The organism is Tardiphaga sp. 37S4 (genome assembly GCF_021044645.1).
GTDB classification, from domain to species: domain Bacteria; phylum Pseudomonadota; class Alphaproteobacteria; order Rhizobiales; family Xanthobacteraceae; genus Tardiphaga; species Tardiphaga robiniae.
This window is the reverse complement of record NZ_CP088008.1, coordinates 2,093,815-2,114,309: the sequence shown is the minus strand read 5'-3', so window position 1 is coordinate 2,114,309 and position 20,495 is coordinate 2,093,815. Positions and strand designations below refer to the sequence as shown.

Below are 20,495 nucleotides of genomic sequence, written 5' to 3'. Positions count from 1 at the left end.
ATGCTCGCCCCTTACCCCTTCGGGTACTGCAGAAAATAGGCATCGGTCAGTGCATCTTCGAGCAGCCGCCCTTCTGAATAGACTTGCAAGGAGGCCGGTCGTTCGACACCGGGCAAGAGCCGCGGACACGGCTCCGGCGCACCGATCACCGTCCTCACCGGAATGCGCTCGGCATAGATCGGCAGTTCGTAATCCTCGTCATCGTCAGCCACGCCCTTGGCGCGGATCTTGGCTGATGCCTCCTCGATCTCCATGGCGATAAAGGACGTCGCCTTCATCTCCTGTGCCGTGGTCTCGCGCAGACTGGCGGTGCGATCCGGAAAGAAACGGTCGACCATCGCGATGCCAGCCTGCTCCTTCTCGTGGGGATCGGTGACGAGATAAGCGTTTCCGAATGCCATCACCGCACGGTAGTCCGCTGAATGATTGAAGCCGCAACGTGCCAGCACGAGGCTGTCGAGAAAGGCCACAGTGAGACAGACGCGTTGCTGCGCGGTCTGGTTCTTCAGCATGCGGCTCGCGCTACTGCCGTGCCAATACAGTTTCGTGCCTTCGCGCCAGAAGAAGGTCGGCGTGCAATAGGGCTGCCCGTCGATCATGTAGGACACATGGCACATCATCGATGCGTCCAGAATTTTATGGACGGTCTCGTGGTCGTAGAAGCCGCGGTCATGGCGTCGCTTCACGCGATTGCGCGCCGTGAGCGGATATGACGCGATATCTGCGTTCGTCGGTTCAGCGGTCTTCAGTTCGGCTGTGGTCACGGCAATCCCCCGTCAATTGGAAGCGTTCGAATGTGTTGTACCGCCGCATTTGGTCTGCGATAGTGCCAATTCCATGCGAAAAATTCCGACCAATTTGGCGAAGCCAATTCCGAAACCCGAGCTACCGCTCGATCTCACGGGCGCACATATCACCGAAGGATCGTCCTCGCAGGATCGGCTCTATCAGGCGCTGTGCCATGCCATCACCGGCGGCGTTGCCAAACCCGGCGAAGCTCTGCCGCCATCGCGTATCCTTGCGAAGCAAACCGGTTTTCAACGCAATGCCGTCACCAATGCCTATGAGCGTCTGATCGCCGATGGCTTTGCCGTCGCACACGTCGGCTCCGGCACCTTCGTCGCCGCGCGGATTCCGACGCGGACCAACAGCAAGCCAGCCAAGGCCATCGCCATCGACGCGCCGCAGCGGGGCACGCTCGCTCTCGGCTGTACCGATATCGACGAACAGGCGCTGCGCCGTTTTCGCGCTTTCGCCGGCCGCCGCCTGCGCGCTTTCGGCGCCGAGCATCTGCACTACGGCGATCCCCGCGGCAGTCATGAACTACGCACCGCCATCGCCAATCATCTTCTGTCAGCGCGCGGGCTGCGCTGCGATCCCGATCAGATCATGCTGACATCGGGCACACAGCACGGGCTGCGCATCGTGCTGTCAGCCATTCTCAAGCCAGGCGAACAGATCTGGTGCGAGGACCCCGGTTACCCCGCCGCACGAAAATCGATCGAACATTGCGGCGCCCGGCCGGTGTCGGTGTCGGTCGATGACTTCGGCCTGATCGTCGCCAGGGGCCGTGCCACGGCGCCATCTGCGCGCGCGGCCTATGTCACGCCCTCGCATCAATTTCCACTCGGCGTGCAAATGGCGATGCCGCGGCGTCTTGAATTGCTCGACTGGGCGAAGGACGCCGGCGCATGGATATTCGAAGACGATTACGACAGCGAGTTTCGCTATGACGGCGCGCCGTTGCTGTCGCTCGCCGGCATCGATCACCTGCAACGCGTGATCTATATGGGCACGTTTGCCAAGACTCTGTTTCCCGGTCTGCGCATCGGCTACTGCGCCCTGCCCGAACGCCTGATTGGCCCGGTCACGACGGCGCGCGCGGCGATGGACCGCTTTCCCGGCACATTGATGGAAGGCGCCGTCGCTGACATGTTGAACTCCGGCGCCTTCGCAGCCAACCTGCGCAAGATGCGGAACATCTATCGCGAGGCGCGCGACGCTCTGGCGGCGACGTTGATGGATGCGTCGGACGGGCAACTGACGGTTCCGGTGCCGTCACAGGGCCTGCATCTGGTGGCGAAGTTCGCGCCCGCGACGTCGCTTGAGATCGCCGCAAAGGCCAAGGCTGCAGCCGGCGTCGAGGGCTGGTTGCTGGCTGACACCTATCTGCGCGCCCGCCCCGCGCCCGGCTTCGTGCTCGGCTTCGCCGGCCATCCCATTCGGGAGCTTGTCACATCGGCGGAAAGACTGGCGAAAGCCTCAGCGGCGAGTTTGCGCGCCCACCGCAAGCCTTCAGCAAAGACGCGTGGAACCCGCCTGGGGGGCTAAAACTTAAGGCTGGCTGGCACTCAATGCCGGCGACGGCTGCGCTTCTAGAATCGGATGCGCATCCCTACAATCCAGGCAGACAGAATGCCCGGCAGGCAGATCTGCCCCAACGGAGACCTCATGTCCGGCAATCGCAACGTGCTCTACCTGATCATCGGCGCGCTGGTCGTCGGCATCGGCGTGCTCGGCTACAATCTCTACCAGACCAAGAAAGAGCCCAGCGGGCTGCAGATCAATGTCGGCCCCGACGGCCTCAAGATCCAGAACAAGTAATAAAGGTCGCACAATGCGCTCGGCAATTTGGCTATCAGGAATTCTGGCTTCGCTTGCGCTGGCAGCGCCGGCGCTGGCGATCGATCAGGTCAACCGCGAACAGGACATTGTTGATGTCCGCCTCGGCCAGCGCATTCTGGTCGATGACGGCTCTTGCCCCACCGGCCAGATCAAGGAAGTGTCCGGCACGACGCTGACCACGTCCGGTGTGACGCGTGTTCGCAAATGCGTTCCCCGCGCGGGCACCAAGACGCGCTAGTCCAGGACGCGCTCATCAATGCCGCAGCGGCTCGCTTGGCGGCACCGGTGAACCGGTCTGGCCAACACTCGCACCGCCATCGATCGCTAGCGTAATCCCTGTGATCCAGCGGGCCTCGTCGCTGGCAAGAAACAGAACACCATAGCCGATATCCCAGCCGGTCCCTTCGGTGCCCAGCAGTGTGCCCGCTGCGCGCGCCTTGCGCATCTCATCACTCATGCCACGCGACGCCACCATCGGCGTATAGACCGTGCCGGGCGCGATGCAGTTGACGCGAATGCCGTCGCGGCCGTGATGTGCCGCCATCGCTCTGGTGAGGCCGATCACCGCCGATTTCGACGTGGGATACAACAAGCTCGGGTGGCCACCACGCAGGCCGGCGATCGACGTCAGGTTGATGATCGAGCCGCCGCCGGATTTCATCATTTCCGGAATCGCATACTTCGCCATCAGCATCATTGAGGCAACGTTGATACGCATGGCGCCGTCCCAGGCGCGGTCGTCGACCTCGATGGCGTCGCCGCGCGGCCCGGTGAGGCCAACATTGTTGACGAGGATATCAAGACGGCCAAAGCCTTCGACGGTGCGTTCGACGATCGCCTCGCATGACGCGCGATCACTGACATCGCCGTCATAGATCTGCGTGATGCCGCCCTCCGCAGCGATCAATCGCGCGGTTTCTTCGGCAGCGTCTACGTCGGTGTCGACCAACGCGACGCGCGCGCCATGCCGCGCCAACAACACCGCTGCGGCACGTCCGTTGCCAATGCCATCGCCGCGGGAACCCGCACCGGTGATAATGGCGACCTTGCCTTTCAATCGATCGTCACGCTGGGGCTGCGCCATATCCATCAGAACATGCCGTTGGTGTTAGCGGATTTTTCCGGGATCGGCTGAACGGCATCCCAATGTTCGACGATCTTGCCGTTCTCAAGCTTGAAGATGTCGATGATCGCGTTACCGCGCGTGCCCTTTTCGCGCACGGCATGCACATGCAGGATCACATAGTCGCCGTCGGCGAAGACCTGCTTGATCTCGCTATGCGAGTCCGGGAATTTCTCCCGCAGGAAACCGATAAAGCCTTTGAAGCCCTCGACACCATCAGCCGCGTTGGGATTGTGCTGAACATAACGCGGACCGAAATATTTGGATGCCGCCTCGAAGTCCTTTTGGTTGAGGCCCTTCTCATAGAATTCAACGACGGCTTTCTTGTTGGCTTCCTGGGTGCTGGCATCTGCAGCTAACGCCGCGCCGGTCAGAAATATCGAGACACACGTCAAGCCGATCGAAACAAATCGCATAAAAAATCCCTCGGTTCCCACCAATTCAATTAGTAGCGAATCCACCCACCTAACGGTGGTGTAGCAAAACGCTATCATCGGCAGTAACGGGATGACGAGAGGGAAAGACAGAAATCCGCGATCATTTTGGCGCGACGACGCAGCGCAAAAAGATCACGCGAACTAACTGAGTGGTTCAATCCAGCGGCGCCGGATCATACATGCATTGCAGGGTCGGCTTCGCGATCTGCGTGAAGGTCGCGCTGATCATCGACTGCTTCGATGCCGGGATCCAGTCCTTCTCGATCGTAGGTACGCCGCGCTCACTGATGCCCCGCAGCAGTGCCTCGCGCAAATCAGCGTCTTCCACCGTTGCCACGGCGTGGTCATGCAGGCAGCCGCACACTTCTTCCGGATGCGCCCAGCGCCCGACCATATGCGGCGAGCACAAACGAACGAACTCCCCACGCTGGTCCGGCAACTTCCGCCACGACCAGATCTGCGCCTGCGCTGCACTTCCCGTGATGGAACTTGCAAGGGCGGCAGCGACAACAATGGCAGTCAGAATACGTGGTCTAGTCATTTCAAAACTTTTCTTGTTGTTTCTCGGGTTATCCGCCCGCGATCGAAATCAGCGTGCGTAGGCCACAACCATCGGCGCAACAGCGCCGATCACCGGCGAACCGGTAAAGGCGAACGTACCGATACCGGGTAGGTTACCATCGGTGGAACCGGCCATCGACGGGCCGGCCAGGATGAAGGCGAAAGCGAGGATGAAGCTGATGGTGCGCATCTGACGTCTCCAGTTCGGCAGCGCTGCCCGCCGCGTCGTTGACAAATGGATAGCCAATGCGGGTTTCGGCACGTCTGCGGCCCAAGAGGAAAATGGTTTCGTCCCCCGTCGAATTGTTTCGTGGCGCCCATGCCGACGACACAATCCGGGCGGCAAATCTGCGAACGGCTTAGAAAGAACGCCTTGGAAAGGATGTCTCGAAAGTTCGTCTGGCTGTCGCACGCCCTTAACAAAACTGAACCTAAACGCGGCTAAAGCGACTTCAGGAGAGCGTATGCAACCTTTTCAGGCGACTGCGCGTTTCTGTTCACCTCGAAGAGAAGGAATGCAGTCGTGGGAACTGGCAACAACGACGTTGGCAAGGATACCCCGATCAGCGCCCCCGGACGGCCACTGGTCTCCACGGTACACTCGCGCGCTAAATGCCAAGGCGCCATGTCGCAGCAGGGCTACGGCTCACACGGCAACGAGTGCTATCCGCAGCAGCTGGTCCAGCTCGTAGGCTATCGTGACCCACAGCCGCAGCAGTCATGGGACCGCTTGCGCACGAAACGCGTCGTCACCCACTCCGCCGAATAGCGAAGCAGGGCTAAGTTCTAGCGACCAAGAGTTCGCTTATTTGATGAAGTCGCCGCATTTCTGCACGGCGGCATCTGACTGCCCCCAGGGCATGATCGGAACTGATGACGTCGAGTTCTTCGGCGAACCCTCGATGATCCGGTCCGAATAGACCATGTAAACCAGCACGTTTCGCTTGGCGTCGCAGCCGCGGACGATTTGCATTTTCTTGAAGAAAAGGCTGCGGCGCTGGCGGAACATGTCCTCGCCCTGATCGCTCTTGGCCTTGAACGTGATGGGACCGATCTGCCGGCACGCCAGCGAGATGTCCGAAACTTCTTCGGCCAGACCGAGCCAGCCCTTGAAGCCACCCTTTTCAGGCACCGTGAAGTGGCAGGCGACGCCGTCGACTTCGGGGTCGTCGACGCCGTAAGTCGCCAGCTTGTCGTTCGGGCTGAGCCATTTGAACACGGTGGAGCGCCGGAAGATCAGATCCGGTTCATCCGCAGCCTGCGCCGGGACAATTGCCAACGCCGCGAATGCCGAAAGCGCCAGGACGCCGCGCCACAACATCTTGGTGAGCCCGCCAGATCCATTAAACGTCATGCAACTCTCCGTGACCGATCCAGAATATGTAGGCATTCCAACCGGATTCGGAAGCCAGGATGCCCCCCTGTTAATTCAATGTGAGGCTTTTTTGCTAGGCTGATCCCGACTCAGCGGTAGCCAGATCACTCATGCTGGTGAACCCATCTCGCGCCTGCGAGACTAATGTTTTCAGATGGATTCGAGGATATTGGACGTGGGTGTATTTCAGTTGTCGTGGGGATCAACGGACAAGAGCCGCTTTCTGGGCAGCACGATTTTTTCCGGCAGCTTCCTGCGGATCGCACTCGTCGCCATGGCCGGCATGACCGTGGCGGCGCCTGCCGATGCGGCGGTGTTCTGGACCGACGAAAATCCAATGATCATGCGGGAGATCGAACCGCCGGCGCCGCAACCGCAGCAGCGCCAGAAGAAGCTGAAGCGCCTTGGCGCCAAGCTCGAGAAGCAGGTCAAGGAACACACCAAGCCGGTCGGCCCGCTGGTGATCGCCATCTCGATCGAGCGACAGTCCCTGCGGGTATTCGACGCCAATGGCCTGTTCGCGGAGACGCCGGTCTCCACCGGCATGCGCGGCCATTCGACGCCCATGGGCGTGTTCAGCATCATCCAGAAGAACAAATGGCACCGCTCCAACATCTATAGCGGCGCGCCGATGCCTTACATGCAGCGCATCACTTGGTCGGGCATCGCTTTGCATGCCGGTGCGCTGCCAGGCTATCCGGCGTCCCACGGCTGCATCCGCATGCCGATGGCCTTTGCGACCAGGATCTGGGGCTGGACCCGCATGGGCGCCCGCGTGATCATCGCGCCCGGCGAAATCTCCCCGGCGGAAATCTCGCATCCGCTGCTCGCCGCTCAGAAAATCGCGCCGGGTCCGGTCGCGGCTGCGGCGCCTCAAGACGTCCAGACATCGCCCAAGGCTGATAAGGCATTGGCAGATGCGAAGCCCCAAGACCTTGGTCTGAGGCCATCCGCCGCCGACCGCTCCAAGACTCAGGACAAGACCCAGACCGCCGATGCCAGCAATGCGATGACAAAACCGGCGCCCGCGACTGTGATGTCGGACGCCACACCTGCAAAGGTCGAAACCGCCGTCAAAGCCGCAGAGCCCGAGATCATGACACGCCGCGATCTCGACGCGGCCATCGCCAAAGTCGTCGAACTGCCGACACCCGAGATCAAATCGGCTGAGGCCGTCGCGGAAGCGCCAGCCAAGCTTGAGCCTGCCAAGACGGAAGCCCCGAAAGCGGAAGTTGCAAAGGCTGACGCGGCGCCGGTCGCCGCCAGTGTGCCCGACGTCAAGAAGGACGAAACGCGCCCCGCCGATTCGGCCAAGGCCGAGATGCCTACGGCGCCCGCCGCCGATGCGACGCCAAAGCGGTCCGGCCAGATTGCCGTGCTGGTCAGCGGCAAGGACGGCAAGCTCTATGTGCGGCAGAATTTCGCGCCGCTGTTCGAGACGCCGATCGCCATCAAGCCCAGCGATCGCCCGCTCGGCACTCACATCTTTACCGCCCGCACCGACAAGGATGATGCCAAGGCATTTCACTGGACCGCAGTCTCGCTGCCTGCCGTCCCGCGTCGCGCCGACGAGGACGACAATGTTTCGCGTCGCCGCAAATCCACTGGCGCCGTTGAAGTGAAAACCCGTCCTCTGCCAAACAGCGCCGCAGAGGCGCTCGACCGCCTGACGATCCCTGCGGACGCCATGGCACAGATTACCGAAGCGCTCGCGAGTGGCGGCTCCATCGTGGTGTCCGATCAGGGCATTGCCGCCGGCGGCGAGACCGGCCAGGGCACCGAATTCGTGGTGCCGCTGCGCTAGCCTCGTTCACTCCGGCCCTGTAACAGCTTGTTGAGTGCGTCATCTCGGAGATGACGCTACTCTGCTCGCGACACAGGCTGGGCTACGACGAATGGCGATGATCAATCGCAGGCAGATACTGACAACGGTATTGGGCGCGGCAAGTGCCGTGGCGGTCGCGCGTCACGCCTCGGCGCAAGGCGCCGTGAGCCGCATGACCGCCTATGGCTTCGCGTTTCCCGGCCTCAAGGGTGGCGACATCAAACTTGCCGACTATGCCGGCCGCCCGATCATGGTGGTCAACACCGCCTCGCAATGCGGCTTCACCCCGCAATATGCCGGGCTTCAGACACTGTGGACCGAATTCCGCGAGCGCGGCTTGATGATCGTCGGCGTGCCCTCCAATGACTTCGGCGGACAGGAGCCGGGCAGCGCCAAGGAGATCGCCGAGATTACCGAGGGACATTTCGGCATCGGTTTCCCGATGGCCGCCAAGACCGTCGTGAAGGGACCGAACGCGCACCCCTTCTACAAATGGGCGGCAGAGGCACGGCCGCGCGACCTGCCGCGGTGGAACTTCCACAAATATCTGGTCGGCCGCGATGGCTATCTCACCGACTCCTTTGCCTCCGAATTCGAACCGACCGATACACGCATCAAGACCGCCGTCGGACGTGCCCTGACCGCGGCTTGAGCGGTTCAATATCGATCCAGCCACTGACTGGGGATAAGGGCCGTTGCCATAGCGGTATCGCCTGAAATCGCGCTAGAATTGCGGCCACGACCATCTGGATCAGCCCGGCCACCTCGCTGACGACGCTGGTCGCAGGTCAAGGGGAACGTGATGCGCAGTGCGGCAGGTCTGATTTTTGCGAGCGCGATTTCATTGTGGGCGGCAGGCGCACAGGCGCAGGCACCCAAAGCCGGAGCCCCAGCGCCCGCCCCCGCGGCAACGCCCGCGCCGCCACCGGCGCCCGCGGCTGCACCTGCTCCCGCCAAATCGACCTGCGCCAATCCCGATGCGCTCGGCGTCAGCCGTGTGGTCGAGATCGACACGACGGGCGGTCCGGGTTTCGGCTTCGAACATTTCAAGCAGCTCGACTTCCTGCGCGACAAGGAAGTGGTGCTGACCTTCGACGATGGCCCGTGGCAGACTACGACGCCGACCGTGTTGAAGACGCTGGCCGACGAATGCGTCAAGGCAGTGTTCTTTCCGATCGGCAAGCACGCTACCTATTATCCGGAGGTGCTCAAACAGGTCGCTGCGGCCGGCCATACCATCGGCGGACACACCTGGGCTCATATCGCGCTGACCAACAAGAAACTGACCCAGCAGCAGCGTATCGATGAAATCGAGAAAGGCTTCAGCGCTGTGAAGTGGGCGCTCGGCTCAGCCCCCGCACCATTCTTCCGCGCTCCGGCGCTGCAGCACCCGCCGGAAATCGTCACCTATCTCGGCACGCGCAACATGGCGATCTTCTCCTGTGACATCGACTCGTTCGACTTCAAGACGCGCAAGTCCGAACAGGTCATCACCAATGTGATGACCAAGCTCGACAAGCTCGGCAAGGGTATCATCCTGATGCACGACTTCCAGAAGCACACCGCCGAAGCGTTACCGACCCTGCTGCGCAAGCTCAAGGCCGGTGGCTACAAGGTCGTGCATATGCGTGCCAAGGCGCCCGTGCAGACCATCGCGTCCTATGATGAAGCGATCGTCAAGGATGCCAAGCTGCCGACGGTCAGCAGCCGTCCTGTGAACAGCGTCGTCCAGACGATCTCGGAATAATGAGGACTCGTCGACGCCCCTGATGCCCGCATTTCGTTTCAACGGCTACGTCATCGTCTCGGCGGACGGCATGCTCGCCGACGCCAGTGGCGTGATGCCCGATACCCTCAAATTTCCCGGCGACCTCGCCTTTTTCACCGCAGGTCTCGACCGTGCCGACCTGATCGTGCACGGCAGGCATTCGTTCGAGGATCAGCCGAACTCACCGAAGCGCAAGCGCATCATCGTCAGCCGCAGCATCGCCGCCATAGGCCCCGATCCCGAAAACAACAAAGCCACGCTGTGGAATCCGGCCGGCGCATCTTTCGAAGACGCTTGCGCACATGCTGGCGTTCATGCCGGCACCGTCGCCGTCATCGGCGGCCCCAGCGTATTCGAGATGTTCTTTGATCGCATCGACGTGTTCTGGCTGTCGCAGGCGCCCCATGTCCGCCTGCCCGGCGGCGAGGGATGCTTCCCCGGCGTCCCCGAAAGATCGCCGCAGGACATTCTCTCCAGTCACGGCCTGCAAACGAGCGAGGTCCAGATCCTCGACTCCGCGCATGAAGTCACAGTAACGGCCTGGCGGCGGGTGTCCTGAGCGAGGACTATACTTCGTTGTAGCCGCCCGGCAGCCGCGCGCTGCGGCCGATACCGGCGATCATGAAGAGGCCGCCGATCAGCGACAGGTTCTTCAGCGCGTGGATCATCTGATTCTTGGCCTCAGGGCCTGTCAGGTTCCAGAAGTCGTGGAAGTAGAAAGTCGCGGCCATCACGAACAGCACCAGCACCAGGGCGAAGAAGCGCGCGCCCAGATTCAGTGCGACGAGGATACCGCCGACCAGTTCCAGTGTTGCAACGGCGATTGCGAGAATCTGCTTCAATTCCATGCCCGCCAGCCCTTCGAGCTGTGTCGCATAGGGCGTCACGACCGCAGGGATCGTCGGGATAACCTTGTTCGCGATCGCATCTGCTGTTGCGCTGAGGTCGAGAAACTTGGATGCCCCGGACGCGATGAAGATCACGGCAAAGAGAATGCGCCCGAAAGTAATAAACGCTGGCATTGGTCGGCCTCGCTGGACTGCAATGAATACTTGTCGAAATACGTGACAAGTATGATCATTCCATCACATTTTTCAAACGAACAAATGGATGACCTCGTTGGCGTCATCCATTTGTCGCGATGCTTCTCAGATTGGCGAACTATCCAAAAGCGCAATAGCCGGGCAGCATCCAGCCAGCGCGAGGCTGACTGAACGCGCTAGCCGAATAGACTCGCCTGCGGACGCCCAGCCCGCTCCTGCGCCTCGACAGCGGCCACCGCCGTCATGTTGAGGATACCACGCGCTGTCACGCCCGGCGTCAGGATATGCGCCGGACGCGCCGGGCCGATCAGGATCGGGCCGACCGGGAGCGCATCCGCCAGCGTCTTGATCATCTGATAAGCGACATTGGCGGCATCGAGCGTCGGCATGATGAGGACATTCGCCGAGCCTTCGAGTTTCGAATGCGGCAGCACGATCTTGCGGGCCGCTTCCGACAGCGCGGTGTCGCCCTGCATTTCGCCATCGGACTCGATTTCCGGATGCTTCTCACGCAGCAATGCTGCGGCGCGGCGCATCTTACGCGAAGAGTCCGTATCGTAGCTGCCGAAGTCAGAATGCGACACGAAAGCGATCTTCGGCTTCATGGCGAAACGCTGCACGTGGTTGGCAGCGAGCGCCGCGATTTCCGCGAGTTCTTCCGCGCTCGGATTCGGACGCACCTGCGTATCGGCGATGAAGTGCGCACCCTTGCTGGTGATCATCAGCGACAGCGCTGCAAAATCGCTGACGCCCGGCAGGAAGCCGATGATCTCGCGCACATGGCGCAGATGGCTCATGTAGCGGCCTTCGACGCCGCAGATCATTGCATCCGCCTCGCCGCGGATCACGGCGAGCGCGGCGATCACCGTCGCATTGGTGCGGACGACCGTGCGCGCCGCATCCGGCGTCACGCCGCGACGGCCGGCCACGTCGATATAGGACTGCACGTAAGAGCGATAACGCGGATCGTCCTCGGGATTGATCAGATCGAAATCCTGGCCGGCCTGGATCGCCAGACCAAACCGCTTGATGCGGGCTTCGACGACCGACGGACGGCCAACGAGAATCGGACGCGCCAGCTTCTCTTCCAGCACCACCTGCACGGCGCGCAGCACGCGCTCGTCTTCGCCTTCGGCATAGATCACGCGCACCGGCTGGGTCTTTGCCTTCGCGAAGACCGGCTTCATCACCAGACCGGAGCGGAATGCGAAACGCTCGAGACCTGCGGTGTATTCCTCGAAATTGGCGATCGGGCGCGAGGCCACGCCGGATTCCATCGCCGCCTTGGCGACGGCCGGCGCGATGCGCAGGATCAGGCGTGGATCGAACGGGCTCGGGATCAGCGACCCCGGACCGAAGCCCTGGGTCTCGTTGTCGAAGCCGGCGGTCACGGCATCCGATGGCGGGTCTTGCGCAAGCTGCGCGATGGCATCGACGGCAGCGATCTTCATCGCCTCATTGATCGCCGTCGCCCCGCAATCGAGTGCGCCGCGGAAGATGAACGGGAAACAAAGGACGTTATTGACCTGGTTCGGAAAGTCCGACCGGCCGGTGCAGATCATCGCGTCCGGGCGTGCCTTGCGCGCTTCGTCCGGCATGATCTCCGGCGTCGGATTGGCCAGCGCCATCACCAGCGGCTTGTCGGCCATCGCCTTGACCATCTCGGGCTTCAGCACGCCCGGAGCGGAGACGCCCAAGAAAATATCGGCGCCGGCGATGACATCGCCCAGCACGCGCGCATCGGTCTTCTGCGCATAGACCGCCTTCCAGCGGTCCATCAGGGTGTTGCGGCCCTCATGCACGACACCGTCGATATCGCAGACCCAGATGTTCTTCTTCTGCGCGCCCAGCGACACCAGAAGATTGAGACAGGCGATCGCCGCAGCGCCAGCACCCGAGCAGACGATCTTGACGTTCTTGATGTTCTTGCCGTTGAGCAGCAGCGCATTCTTGATCGCGGCGCCGACGATGATGGCGGTGCCATGCTGATCGTCGTGAAACACCGGGATCTTCATGCGCTCTTTAAGCTGCGCCTCGATCTCGAAACATTCCGGACCCTTGATGTCCTCGAGGTTGATGCCACCGAAGGTTGGCTCCAGCGCCGAGACGACCTCGACCACGCGCTCGATGGTGTCGGCGGCGATTTCGATGTCGAACACGTCGATGCCGGCGAATTTCTTGAAGAGGACCGCCTTGCCTTCCATCACCGGCTTCGACGCCAGCGGACCGATATTGCCGAGACCGAGGACAGCCGTGCCGTTGGAGACGACGGCCACGAGATTGGCGCGCGAGGTCAGCGACGCCGCTTCGTTGGGGTCGGCAGCAATCGCGAGACACGGCGCCGCCACGCCCGGCGAATAGGCCAGCGCCAGATCGCGCTGGTTGGCGAGCGGCTTGGTAGCCTGGATTTCGAGTTTACCCGGCCTGGGAAGGCGGTGATAGGCAAGCGCCGCGCGCGAGAGATCGTCAGAAGATGAAGAAGACATGCGTGCTCCCGCGCGTCATAAAACAAAAGTTAGGTAGAAGGGCGTTTCTTCTTGTTGGTGTGCTGGACTACTTGTCCTGCAGATTGAGACGGATATGCGCTTCACGCAACTGCTTCGGCGAAGCCTCTGACGGTGCGCCCATCAACAAATCTTCAGCACGCTGGTTCATCGGGAAGAGCGAGATCTCGCGCAGGTTGTTCGTACCGCAGAGCAGCATCACGATACGATCGACGCCGGCCGCCATACCGCCATGGGGCGGTGCGCCGTACTGGAAGGCGCGATACATGCCGCCAAAGCGCTCGACCACCGTCTCCTCGCCATAACCGGCGATCTCGAATGCCTTCACCATGGCTTCTGGCTTGTGATTACGGATGCCACCCGACGCAATCTCATAGCCGTTACAGGTGATGTCGTACTGGAAGGCCTTGATGGTCAGCGGATCCTGACCTGTCAGCGCATCCATGCCGCCCTGCGGCATCGAGAACGGGTTGTGCGAGAAGTCGACCTTCTTGTCGTCCTCGTTGTACTCGTACATCGGGAAATCGACGATCCAGGCCAGCGCAAAGCGTTCCTTGTCGATCAGGTTGAGCTCCTCGCCGACCTTGGTGCGTGCGAGACCGGCGAACTTGTAGAATTTCTCGGGATCGCCCGCGACGAAGAATGCGGCGTCGCCGGCCTTCAGGCCGAGCTGCTGACGGATCGCTTCGGTACGCTCCGGTCCGATGTTGTTGGCGAGCGGGCCTGCACCCTCACCGCCCTCGCGCCACATGATGTAGCCGAGGCCCGGCTGGCCTTCGCCCTGCGCCCAGGAATTCATGCGGTCGCAAAATGCACGGCTGCCGCCGCCGGGACCGGGGATCGCCCAGACCTGGTTCTTGTCGTCTTCGAGCATGCGCGCGAACACCTTGAAGCCGGAGCCGCGGAAGTGCTCTGCCGTGTTCTGCATCTCGATGGGGTTGCGCAGATCCGGCTTGTCGGTGCCGTATTTGCGGAGCGACTCTGCGTAAGGAATCTTCGGCCAGTCCTTGTTGACCGGCTTGCCCTTGGCGAACTCCTCGAACACGCCGGTGATGACCGGCTGCACGGCGGCGAACACGTCTTCCTGCTCGACAAAGCTCATTTCGAGATCGAGCTGGTAGAACTCGCCCGGCAGACGATCGGCACGCGGATCCTCGTCGCGGAAACATGGCGCGATCTGGAAGTAGCGGTCGAAGCCCGACATCATCAGCAACTGCTTGTACTGCTGCGGAGCCTGCGGCAGCGCGTAGAACTTGCCGGGATGGATGCGCGACGGCACCAGGAAGTCGCGCGCGCCTTCCGGCGACGACGCAGTGAGGATCGGCGTCTGGAATTCGAAGAAGCCCTGCTCCTTCATCCGCTTGCGCATCGAGTCGACGATGGCGCCGCGGGTCATGATGTTCGCGTGCAGCTTCTCGCGACGCAGGTCGAGGAAGCGATATTTCAGGCGGATGTCTTCCGGATAGTCCTGATCACCAAACACCGGCAGCGGCAGTTCGGCCGCGGGGCCGAGCACCTCGATGGCATCGATATAGATCTCGACATCGCCGGTGGGCAGTTCGGCATTCTCGGTGCCGCCGGGACGACGACGCACCTTGCCGTCGATCTTCACGACCCATTCCGAACGCAGCGTCTCGGCGACCTTGAATGCCGGCGAGTCCGGGTCGGCGACGCATTGCGTCAGGCCGTAATGGTCGCGCAAATCGATGAAGAGCACGCCGCCATGGTCGCGGATACGATGGCACCACCCCGACAGGCGAACGGTCTGGTCGATATGGCTGTCGCGGAGCGCGCCGCAGGTGTGAGACCGGTAGCGATGCATGGGTATCCTGGAAATACGTCAGAGGGCGGAATCGGGTTCGCGATCAGGCGCGAAGCGCAGGGTTTACCCGACCGCATCCGACGCGGCAACCAAAGCGCAGCGATCAGATCGCCCGAATTTGCGGGCCGCCACTGCGTCATCGGAGGCCTCCAACCGATGAATTTCGGACTACCATTTCCAAATGCAATCGAGCGATCGGAAAACCTCCCGCAACGCGGGAACTACATGATTGCACACGCAATAACCAGCTACCTCGGGTCAAGCACCATCGGCACCCGGATACGTCGCGTCGGTATTTCAGCACCAGATTCAACTACTTAAAGCGGTATTTGTGTCAAAATTTACTGAACGTTGACGACCACCATTCACTGTCTTGCCGTGAACCCAGCCCGTTTTGAAGGCAGGTGATTCAACTGGAACTTGCTGCTTCTTGCCCTGCCGCAACCCAAGGCAGCCGCCATTTCGGCTGACCGGCGTCGCAGCCTTAGAACCGCCGAGGAATATGTTCGTGCTCGCCAGATATTCGATCAGTACCAAGCTATTTGTCATTGTTGCTTTTCTTTTCGTCGTGATCGCGGGCATCGGCACCCTCGCCTTCATGCAGATGCGAGCCATCAACGCAGCGACCCAGGATATCCAGACGCAATGGCTCCCGAGCGTCCGCTGGATCGGTGAGATGCGCGTTCAGTCGGCGCGGTATCGCGCTGTGCTGCGCGACCACCTGATCGTGGCCGATGCCGACCGTCCGGATGTCGACAAGAACCTCGCCGCCCGCAAGTCTGACTTCGACAAGGCCGCGAAGGCCTACGCCCCGCTGGTATCGTCGCCAGCCGAACGCGAACTGGCCGATAAGCTTGACGCGGAATGGAAGGCCTTCATCGCCGCCGGCAACGACGTCCAGGCCCTCGCCAACAAGGGTGACGTGGCGGCAGCCAAAGAGATCAACGCCAAGAAGGTCGTACCGACCGGTCGCGCCATGGACGGCACATTGGCCAAGCTCGTCGAGCTGAACGACAAGGGCGCCGAAGTGGCCGGCAGCAACGCGAACGCAACCTATGCCAACGCGATCTGGATGATGGTTATCATTCTCGGCGCCTCGGTCGTGCTCGGTCTCAGCGCTGCCATGTATCTGGTGCGCGACATCTCCGGCGGCATCGCCTCGATCCTGAAGCCAATGGGCCAGCTGACCGATGGTCAGTTGGAGGCCGTCATTCCGCATCAGGGCGAAAGCACCGAGATCGGCCGTATCGCCAGCGCGTTGCAGATCTTCAAGGACGCCCTCATCGCCAAGCGTGTCGCGGATCAGGCTGCCGGTGCCGAGGCCGCCATCAAGGCCGCCCGTGCGGAAACCATCACGAAGGCGACCAGCAACTTCGAGTCGATGATCAGCGAGCTGGTTGGTTCGCTTTCATCCGCCTCGACCGAACTCGAAGCCTCTGCCACCACGCTGACCCGCACGTCGGATATCACCATGACGCTGTCGGGCTCTGCAGCGTCTGCATCGCATACGGTGTCGAGCAACGTTCAGTCGGTGGCCGCGGCAACGGAAGAAATCACCTCGTCCGTGAATGAAATCGGCCGCCAGGTTCATGAATCGAACCGTATCGCTTCGACCGCCGTGCTGCAGGCCGAGAAGACCAATGAAAGCATTGTCAAACTCACGCAGGCCACTGCACGCATCGATGACGTCGTGAAGCTCATCACCGCCGTTGCCGAACAGACCAACCTGCTGGCGCTCAACGCCACCATCGAGGCCGCGCGCGCCGGTGACGCCGGCCGCGGTTTCGCCGTTGTCGCCGCCGAGGTGAAGGCGCTGGCGTCGCAGACCGCCAAGGCCACTGACGAAATCAGCATGCAGATCGCCGGCATGCAGGCGGCCAGTGCCGAGACGATCGAGACCATCAAGGAGATCGGCTCGACCATCACGCTGATTTCCGAAGTCTCGTCGGCTATCGCAGCGGCGGTCGAGGAACAGGGCGCAGCGACACAGGAAATCGCGCGCAATGTCCAGCAGTCGGCCCAGCTCAGCACCCAGGTCGCCAGCGAGGTCACCGAGGTCAATCGCGGCGCCAGCGAGACTGGCTCCGCATCGACCCAGGTGCTGGCCGCAGCGCAGTCGCTGTCGCTCGAAAGCAATCGCCTGAAGGATGAAGTCGACCGGTTCCTCGACACGGTTCGCGCCGCCTGAGACCGCTTTCAGCGGTTGCCTAACACGTCGTGGCCCCCCATCTTGGGGCCATGACAGTCCACTTCCCGTTCGACAACAGCTATGCCGCCCTGCCCGCGAATTTCTTCGCCCGCGTTGCACCGACGCCGGTGACAGCGCCGAGGCTGATTAAGCTGAACCGCGCACTGGCCGACCAACTCCGCATCGATCCTGACTGGCTGGCCAGTCCCGAAGGCGTCGAGGTCCTCGCCGGCAAACGCGTGCCCGATGGCGCCGATCCCCTCGCGATGGCCTATGCCGGACATCAGTTCGGACATTTCGTGGCGCAGCTCGGCGACGGGCGCGCGATCCTGCTCGGCGAGGTCATTGACCGCGACGGTGTGCGCCGCGACATCCAGCTTAAAGGCTCCGGTCCAACGCCTTTCTCGCGCCGCGGCGATGGCCGTGCTGCGCTTGGTCCGGTGATCCGGGAATATATCGTCAGCGAAGCCATGGCGGCCCTGGGCATTCCCACAACGCGCTCCCTTGCCGCCGTCCTCACGGGCGAACGGGTTCAGCGTGAGACGATGCTGCCGGGCGCCGTGCTGACTCGCGTCGCCTCAAGCCATATTCGCGTCGGCACGTTTCAGTTTTTCGCTGCGCGCGAGGATATCGCCGGCGTCAAACAACTCGCCGATCATGTGATCAACAGGCACTATCCCGACGCAGCCGAAGCCGAACATCCGGTTCGCGCCTTGCTCGATGCAGTGATCCGCCGTCAGGCCGAACTTGTCGCACGCTGGCTGCATGTCGGCTTCATCCATGGTGTGATGAACACCGACAACTGCTCGGTATCCGGCGAGACCATCGATTACGGCCCCTGCGCCTTCATGGACGCCTACGATCCCGCGACGGTGTACAGCTCGATCGACGAGATGGGCCGCTACGCCTATGCGAACCAGCCGCGCATCGCGCTGTGGAATCTGACGCGCTTCGCCGAGACGCTGCTGCCGCTGATCGACAGCGACGAGAAGACCGCCATCGAAATCGCGCAGGCCGCATTGGGCGAATTCTCCGATATTTTCGACACGGCCTATCAGGCCGGTCTCCGCCGAAAGCTCGGGCTGTTCACCAGCCAGCCGGACGATGCCGCATTGGCGCAGGATCTGCTGACCGCCATGACCGCCAATCAGGCCGATTTCACCCTGACCTTCCGCCGCCTCGGCGCCGCCGCGGTTGACGCAGACAGCGACGAAGCCGTCCGCGGACTGTTCATCGATCCGACGGCGTTTGACGCCTGGGCCGTGAACTGGCGGGCACGACTCGGCCGGGAGTCGCAGGACGCCGGTACCCGCCATCAGGCCATGCAGACGATCAATCCAGCCTTCATCCCCCGCAATCATCGCGTCGAGGCGGTGATCCAGGCGGCGCTGGCCGACGACTACGCGCCGTTCGAGAAATTGCTGGCCGTGCTGGCGAAACCCTATGAAGATCAACCGGAGATGGCGGATTACGCCGAGCCGCCGGAGCCGGATCAGCGCGTACTGAAGACCTTCTGCGGCACCTAAACACCCTCATTCTATCGGAGCAGACCTCCAATCTGCCCGAAACACCTTGACTCAACAGGTTTTTCGGCCGAACGCCTTGGCAAAAGCGTTATGGACCGTCCATGGAACTGATCACGACCACTGCCCAGCTGACTGCCGCGTGCGAGCGACTTGCCAAGCACCCCGTCATTACGGTCGATACGGAATTCCTCCGCGAGACCACTTATTACCCGCTGCTCTGCGTGGTCCAGATGGCCAGCGCGGAAGACGCGGTGGTGATCGACACGCTTGCCGAGGGCATCGACCTCACGTCGTTCTTCGACCTGATGGCCAACGAGGCCGTGCTGAAGGTCTTCCATGCCGCGCGGCAGGACATCGAAATCATCGTGCATCGCGCTGGCGTGGTGCCGCATCCGATCTTCGATACTCAGGTCGCGGCCATGGTGCTCGGCTACGGCGACAGCATCGCCTATGACCAGCTCGTCGAACGCGTCACCGGCCACCGCCCCGACAAGACCCACCGCTTTACCGATTGGTCGCGCCGTCCGCTGACCGAAGAGCAGTTGCACTACGCCGTCTCTGACGTCACCCATCTGCGTGATGTCTTCGCCAAGCTCGATGCCGATCTGAAGAAGCGCGACCGCAGCGACTGGGTCAGCGAGGAAATGGAAATTCTCACCTCGCCAAAGACCTATGATTTCCATCCCGAGCGCGCCTGGGAACGGCTGAAGACCCGCGTCCGCAAGCCGAAAGAGCTCGCAGTGCTGATGGAAGTCGCTGCCTGGCGCGAACAGGAAGCACAGAGCCGCGATGTGCCGCGCTCGCGCGTGCTGAAGGACGATGCCGTCGGCGATATCGCGACCCATGCGCCGACGTCACTGGAGAAGCTTGCCAATCTGCGTTCGCTGCCGAAGGGCTTTGATCGCTCCAAGTGGGGCAGCGACATTGTTGCCGCCGTCCAGCGTGGCGTCGCCCGCGATCCCGCCACGTTGCCGAAGATCGAGAAGCCGCGCGGCAATTCCAATGGCGCGGCCACCGTCGAACTGCTGAAAGTGCTGCTACGCATGACGTCGGAACGTCACGCCGTCGCCAGCAAGGTCATCGCCACCGTCGACGATCTCGAGCAGATCGCCACCGACGACAATGCCGACGTCGGCGCCCTGCACGGCTGGCGGCGTGAGTTGTTCGGCGAGGCCGCCCTGGCGCTCAAGCATGGCCGCCTTGCATTGGCGATGGAAAAAGGCCGGGTGATCCGGGTGGATCGCGCGTAGGCTGCGTCGTCCAAGGTAGCGTTCTAATTGCCTGCCGCAAACAGCAGGACGGGGCGTACCAGACCTCGCCCTGCGAGACGCAATGACGATCGCTTTACGCCGCCGATCTGTTCTTGATGGCTCCGACGATTGCCGTCAGCACCGCACCTGCGACACCGCCTCCGGCCACCTGACCGATCAGCGAACCGATATCGGTGGTCGCCGATGCGTTTGAAAGCATAGGAATCAGCATTCCGAGAATTTGACCGCCAACGCCGCCACCTATTGCACCTGCGATCGTGTTGCCGATTGTACCAAGATCGACAGACTTCGATGCACCGCCGGCAACATTTCCGCCAATCGCGCCGCCAACCAGTTGAACGATAAGGTTGATCAGAAGGGCTGACATTTCGACTCTCCCGGTCCGGAAATCGTATGGACTTGCCGCGTGGACCAAAACGGCCGCACC

At 62.0% G+C, this 20,495-nt stretch carries 21 protein-coding genes; 10 read left to right on the top strand and 11 right to left on the bottom strand.

All coding sequences use genetic code 11. The features are described from left to right. Positions 1-11: 11 nt before the first annotated feature. Complete coding sequence (locus LPB73_RS10310; protein ID WP_231081123.1) at positions 12-719, bottom strand: pyridoxamine 5'-phosphate oxidase family protein; 708 nt, start codon at positions 717-719, stop codon at positions 12-14. 118 nt (positions 720-837) lie between these two features. Here LPB73_RS10310 and LPB73_RS10305 point away from each other — a divergent pair, with 118 nt between their 5' ends. The 3 genes from LPB73_RS10305 to LPB73_RS10295 all read left to right on the top strand — a co-directional run bounded on the left by LPB73_RS10305 (position 838) and on the right by LPB73_RS10295 (position 2,863). Beyond that, positions 838-2,331, top strand: a complete 1,494-nt coding sequence (locus LPB73_RS10305) for a PLP-dependent aminotransferase family protein (RefSeq protein WP_231080498.1) — start codon at positions 838-840, stop codon at positions 2,329-2,331. A 120-nt stretch (positions 2,332-2,451) separates the two neighbouring features. Then, positions 2,452-2,604: a hypothetical protein gene (locus LPB73_RS10300; RefSeq protein WP_231080497.1), complete on the top strand. Its 153-nt coding sequence runs from the start codon at positions 2,452-2,454 to the stop codon at positions 2,602-2,604. Positions 2,605-2,617: 13 nt separating this feature from the next. Further along, positions 2,618-2,863, top strand: coding sequence for a DUF6719 family protein (locus LPB73_RS10295; protein WP_231080496.1), 246 nt, complete (start codon positions 2,618-2,620; stop codon positions 2,861-2,863). Positions 2,864-2,878: 15 nt separating this feature from the next. Here the strand turns inward: LPB73_RS10295 and LPB73_RS10290 are convergent, their stop codons facing one another. The 5 genes from LPB73_RS10290 to LPB73_RS10270 all read right to left on the bottom strand — a co-directional run bounded on the left by LPB73_RS10290 (position 2,879) and on the right by LPB73_RS10270 (position 6,067). Then, positions 2,879-3,715, bottom strand: a complete 837-nt coding sequence (locus LPB73_RS10290; RefSeq protein WP_231080495.1) for an SDR family NAD(P)-dependent oxidoreductase — start codon at positions 3,713-3,715, stop codon at positions 2,879-2,881. Beyond that, positions 3,715-4,164: a nuclear transport factor 2 family protein gene (locus LPB73_RS10285; RefSeq protein WP_184517350.1), complete on the bottom strand. Its 450-nt coding sequence runs from the start codon at positions 4,162-4,164 to the stop codon at positions 3,715-3,717. The genes LPB73_RS10290 and LPB73_RS10285 overlap by 1 nt, the downstream gene beginning before the upstream one ends. Positions 4,165-4,339: 175 nt before the next feature. Continuing rightward, a complete protein-coding gene (locus LPB73_RS10280; RefSeq protein WP_093758326.1) occupies positions 4,340-4,726 on the bottom strand; it encodes a hypothetical protein in 387 nt (128 codons plus the stop codon). 48 nt (positions 4,727-4,774) lie between these two features. Further along, positions 4,775-4,936 carry a hypothetical protein gene (locus LPB73_RS10275; RefSeq protein ID WP_231080494.1) on the bottom strand — a complete coding sequence of 54 codons (162 nt, stop codon included), beginning with the start codon at positions 4,934-4,936 and terminating at the stop codon, positions 4,775-4,777. 615 nt (positions 4,937-5,551) lie between these two features. After that, positions 5,552-6,067 (bottom strand): CreA family protein, encoded by a 516-nt coding sequence (locus LPB73_RS10270; RefSeq protein ID WP_231081122.1) that lies wholly within the window; start codon positions 6,065-6,067, stop codon positions 5,552-5,554. Positions 6,068-6,296: 229 nt separating this feature from the next. Here LPB73_RS10270 and LPB73_RS10265 point away from each other — a divergent pair, with 229 nt between their 5' ends. The 4 genes from LPB73_RS10265 (at position 6,297) to LPB73_RS10250 (ending at position 10,273) form a co-directional block, all read left to right on the top strand. Next, on the top strand, positions 6,297-7,925 hold the full coding sequence (locus tag LPB73_RS10265) for a L,D-transpeptidase family protein (protein WP_349768807.1): 1,629 nt from the start codon (positions 6,297-6,299) through the stop codon (positions 7,923-7,925). Positions 7,926-8,022: 97 nt separating this feature from the next. Beyond that, the gene (locus LPB73_RS10260; protein ID WP_231081120.1) at positions 8,023-8,598 is read left to right on the top strand and encodes a glutathione peroxidase; all 576 of its coding nucleotides are present in this window, start codon (positions 8,023-8,025) and stop codon (positions 8,596-8,598) included. A 150-nt stretch (positions 8,599-8,748) separates the two neighbouring features. Next, a complete protein-coding gene (locus tag LPB73_RS10255) occupies positions 8,749-9,693 on the top strand; it encodes a polysaccharide deacetylase family protein (RefSeq protein WP_231080493.1) in 945 nt (314 codons plus the stop codon). 22 nt (positions 9,694-9,715) lie between these two features. Continuing rightward, entirely contained in the window at positions 9,716-10,273 is a 558-nt protein-coding gene (locus LPB73_RS10250; RefSeq protein WP_231080492.1) for a dihydrofolate reductase family protein, read from the top strand. Positions 10,274-10,280: 7 nt separating this feature from the next. Here the strand turns inward: LPB73_RS10250 and LPB73_RS10245 are convergent, their stop codons facing one another. The 4 genes from LPB73_RS10245 to LPB73_RS10230 all read right to left on the bottom strand — a co-directional run bounded on the left by LPB73_RS10245 (position 10,281) and on the right by LPB73_RS10230 (position 15,665). Further along, on the bottom strand, positions 10,281-10,736 hold the full coding sequence (locus LPB73_RS10245) for a DoxX family protein (protein ID WP_089263975.1): 456 nt from the start codon (positions 10,734-10,736) through the stop codon (positions 10,281-10,283). A gap of 197 nt (positions 10,737-10,933) precedes the next feature. Beyond that, positions 10,934-13,243: an NADP-dependent malic enzyme gene (locus tag LPB73_RS10240; RefSeq protein WP_068731100.1), complete on the bottom strand. Its 2,310-nt coding sequence runs from the start codon at positions 13,241-13,243 to the stop codon at positions 10,934-10,936. Positions 13,244-13,310: 67 nt separating this feature from the next. Then, a complete protein-coding gene (aspS, locus tag LPB73_RS10235; protein ID WP_120292391.1) occupies positions 13,311-15,083 on the bottom strand; it encodes an aspartate--tRNA ligase in 1,773 nt (590 codons plus the stop codon). Between the two features lie 309 nt (positions 15,084-15,392). After that, a complete protein-coding gene (locus LPB73_RS10230) occupies positions 15,393-15,665 on the bottom strand; it encodes a hypothetical protein (RefSeq protein WP_231081291.1) in 273 nt (90 codons plus the stop codon). Here LPB73_RS10230 and LPB73_RS10225 point away from each other — a divergent pair. From LPB73_RS10225 to rnd, 3 genes are all read left to right on the top strand, one after another. Continuing rightward, positions 15,592-17,271: a methyl-accepting chemotaxis protein gene (locus LPB73_RS10225; RefSeq protein WP_231080491.1), complete on the top strand. Its 1,680-nt coding sequence runs from the start codon at positions 15,592-15,594 to the stop codon at positions 17,269-17,271. The two genes, LPB73_RS10230 and LPB73_RS10225, sit on opposite strands and share 74 nt — an antisense overlap. 50 nt (positions 17,272-17,321) lie before the next feature. Beyond that, complete coding sequence (locus LPB73_RS10220; protein WP_231080490.1) at positions 17,322-18,797, top strand: protein adenylyltransferase SelO; 1,476 nt, start codon at positions 17,322-17,324, stop codon at positions 18,795-18,797. 101 nt (positions 18,798-18,898) lie between these two features. Further along, entirely contained in the window at positions 18,899-20,047 is a 1,149-nt protein-coding gene (gene rnd / locus LPB73_RS10215; RefSeq protein WP_089263971.1) for a ribonuclease D, read from the top strand. A 94-nt stretch (positions 20,048-20,141) separates the two neighbouring features. On the opposite strand, the gene LPB73_RS10210 is transcribed toward rnd, so the two are convergent. Continuing rightward, a complete protein-coding gene (locus LPB73_RS10210) occupies positions 20,142-20,435 on the bottom strand; it encodes a hypothetical protein (RefSeq protein WP_231080489.1) in 294 nt (97 codons plus the stop codon). Positions 20,436-20,495: the final 60 nt, after the last annotated feature.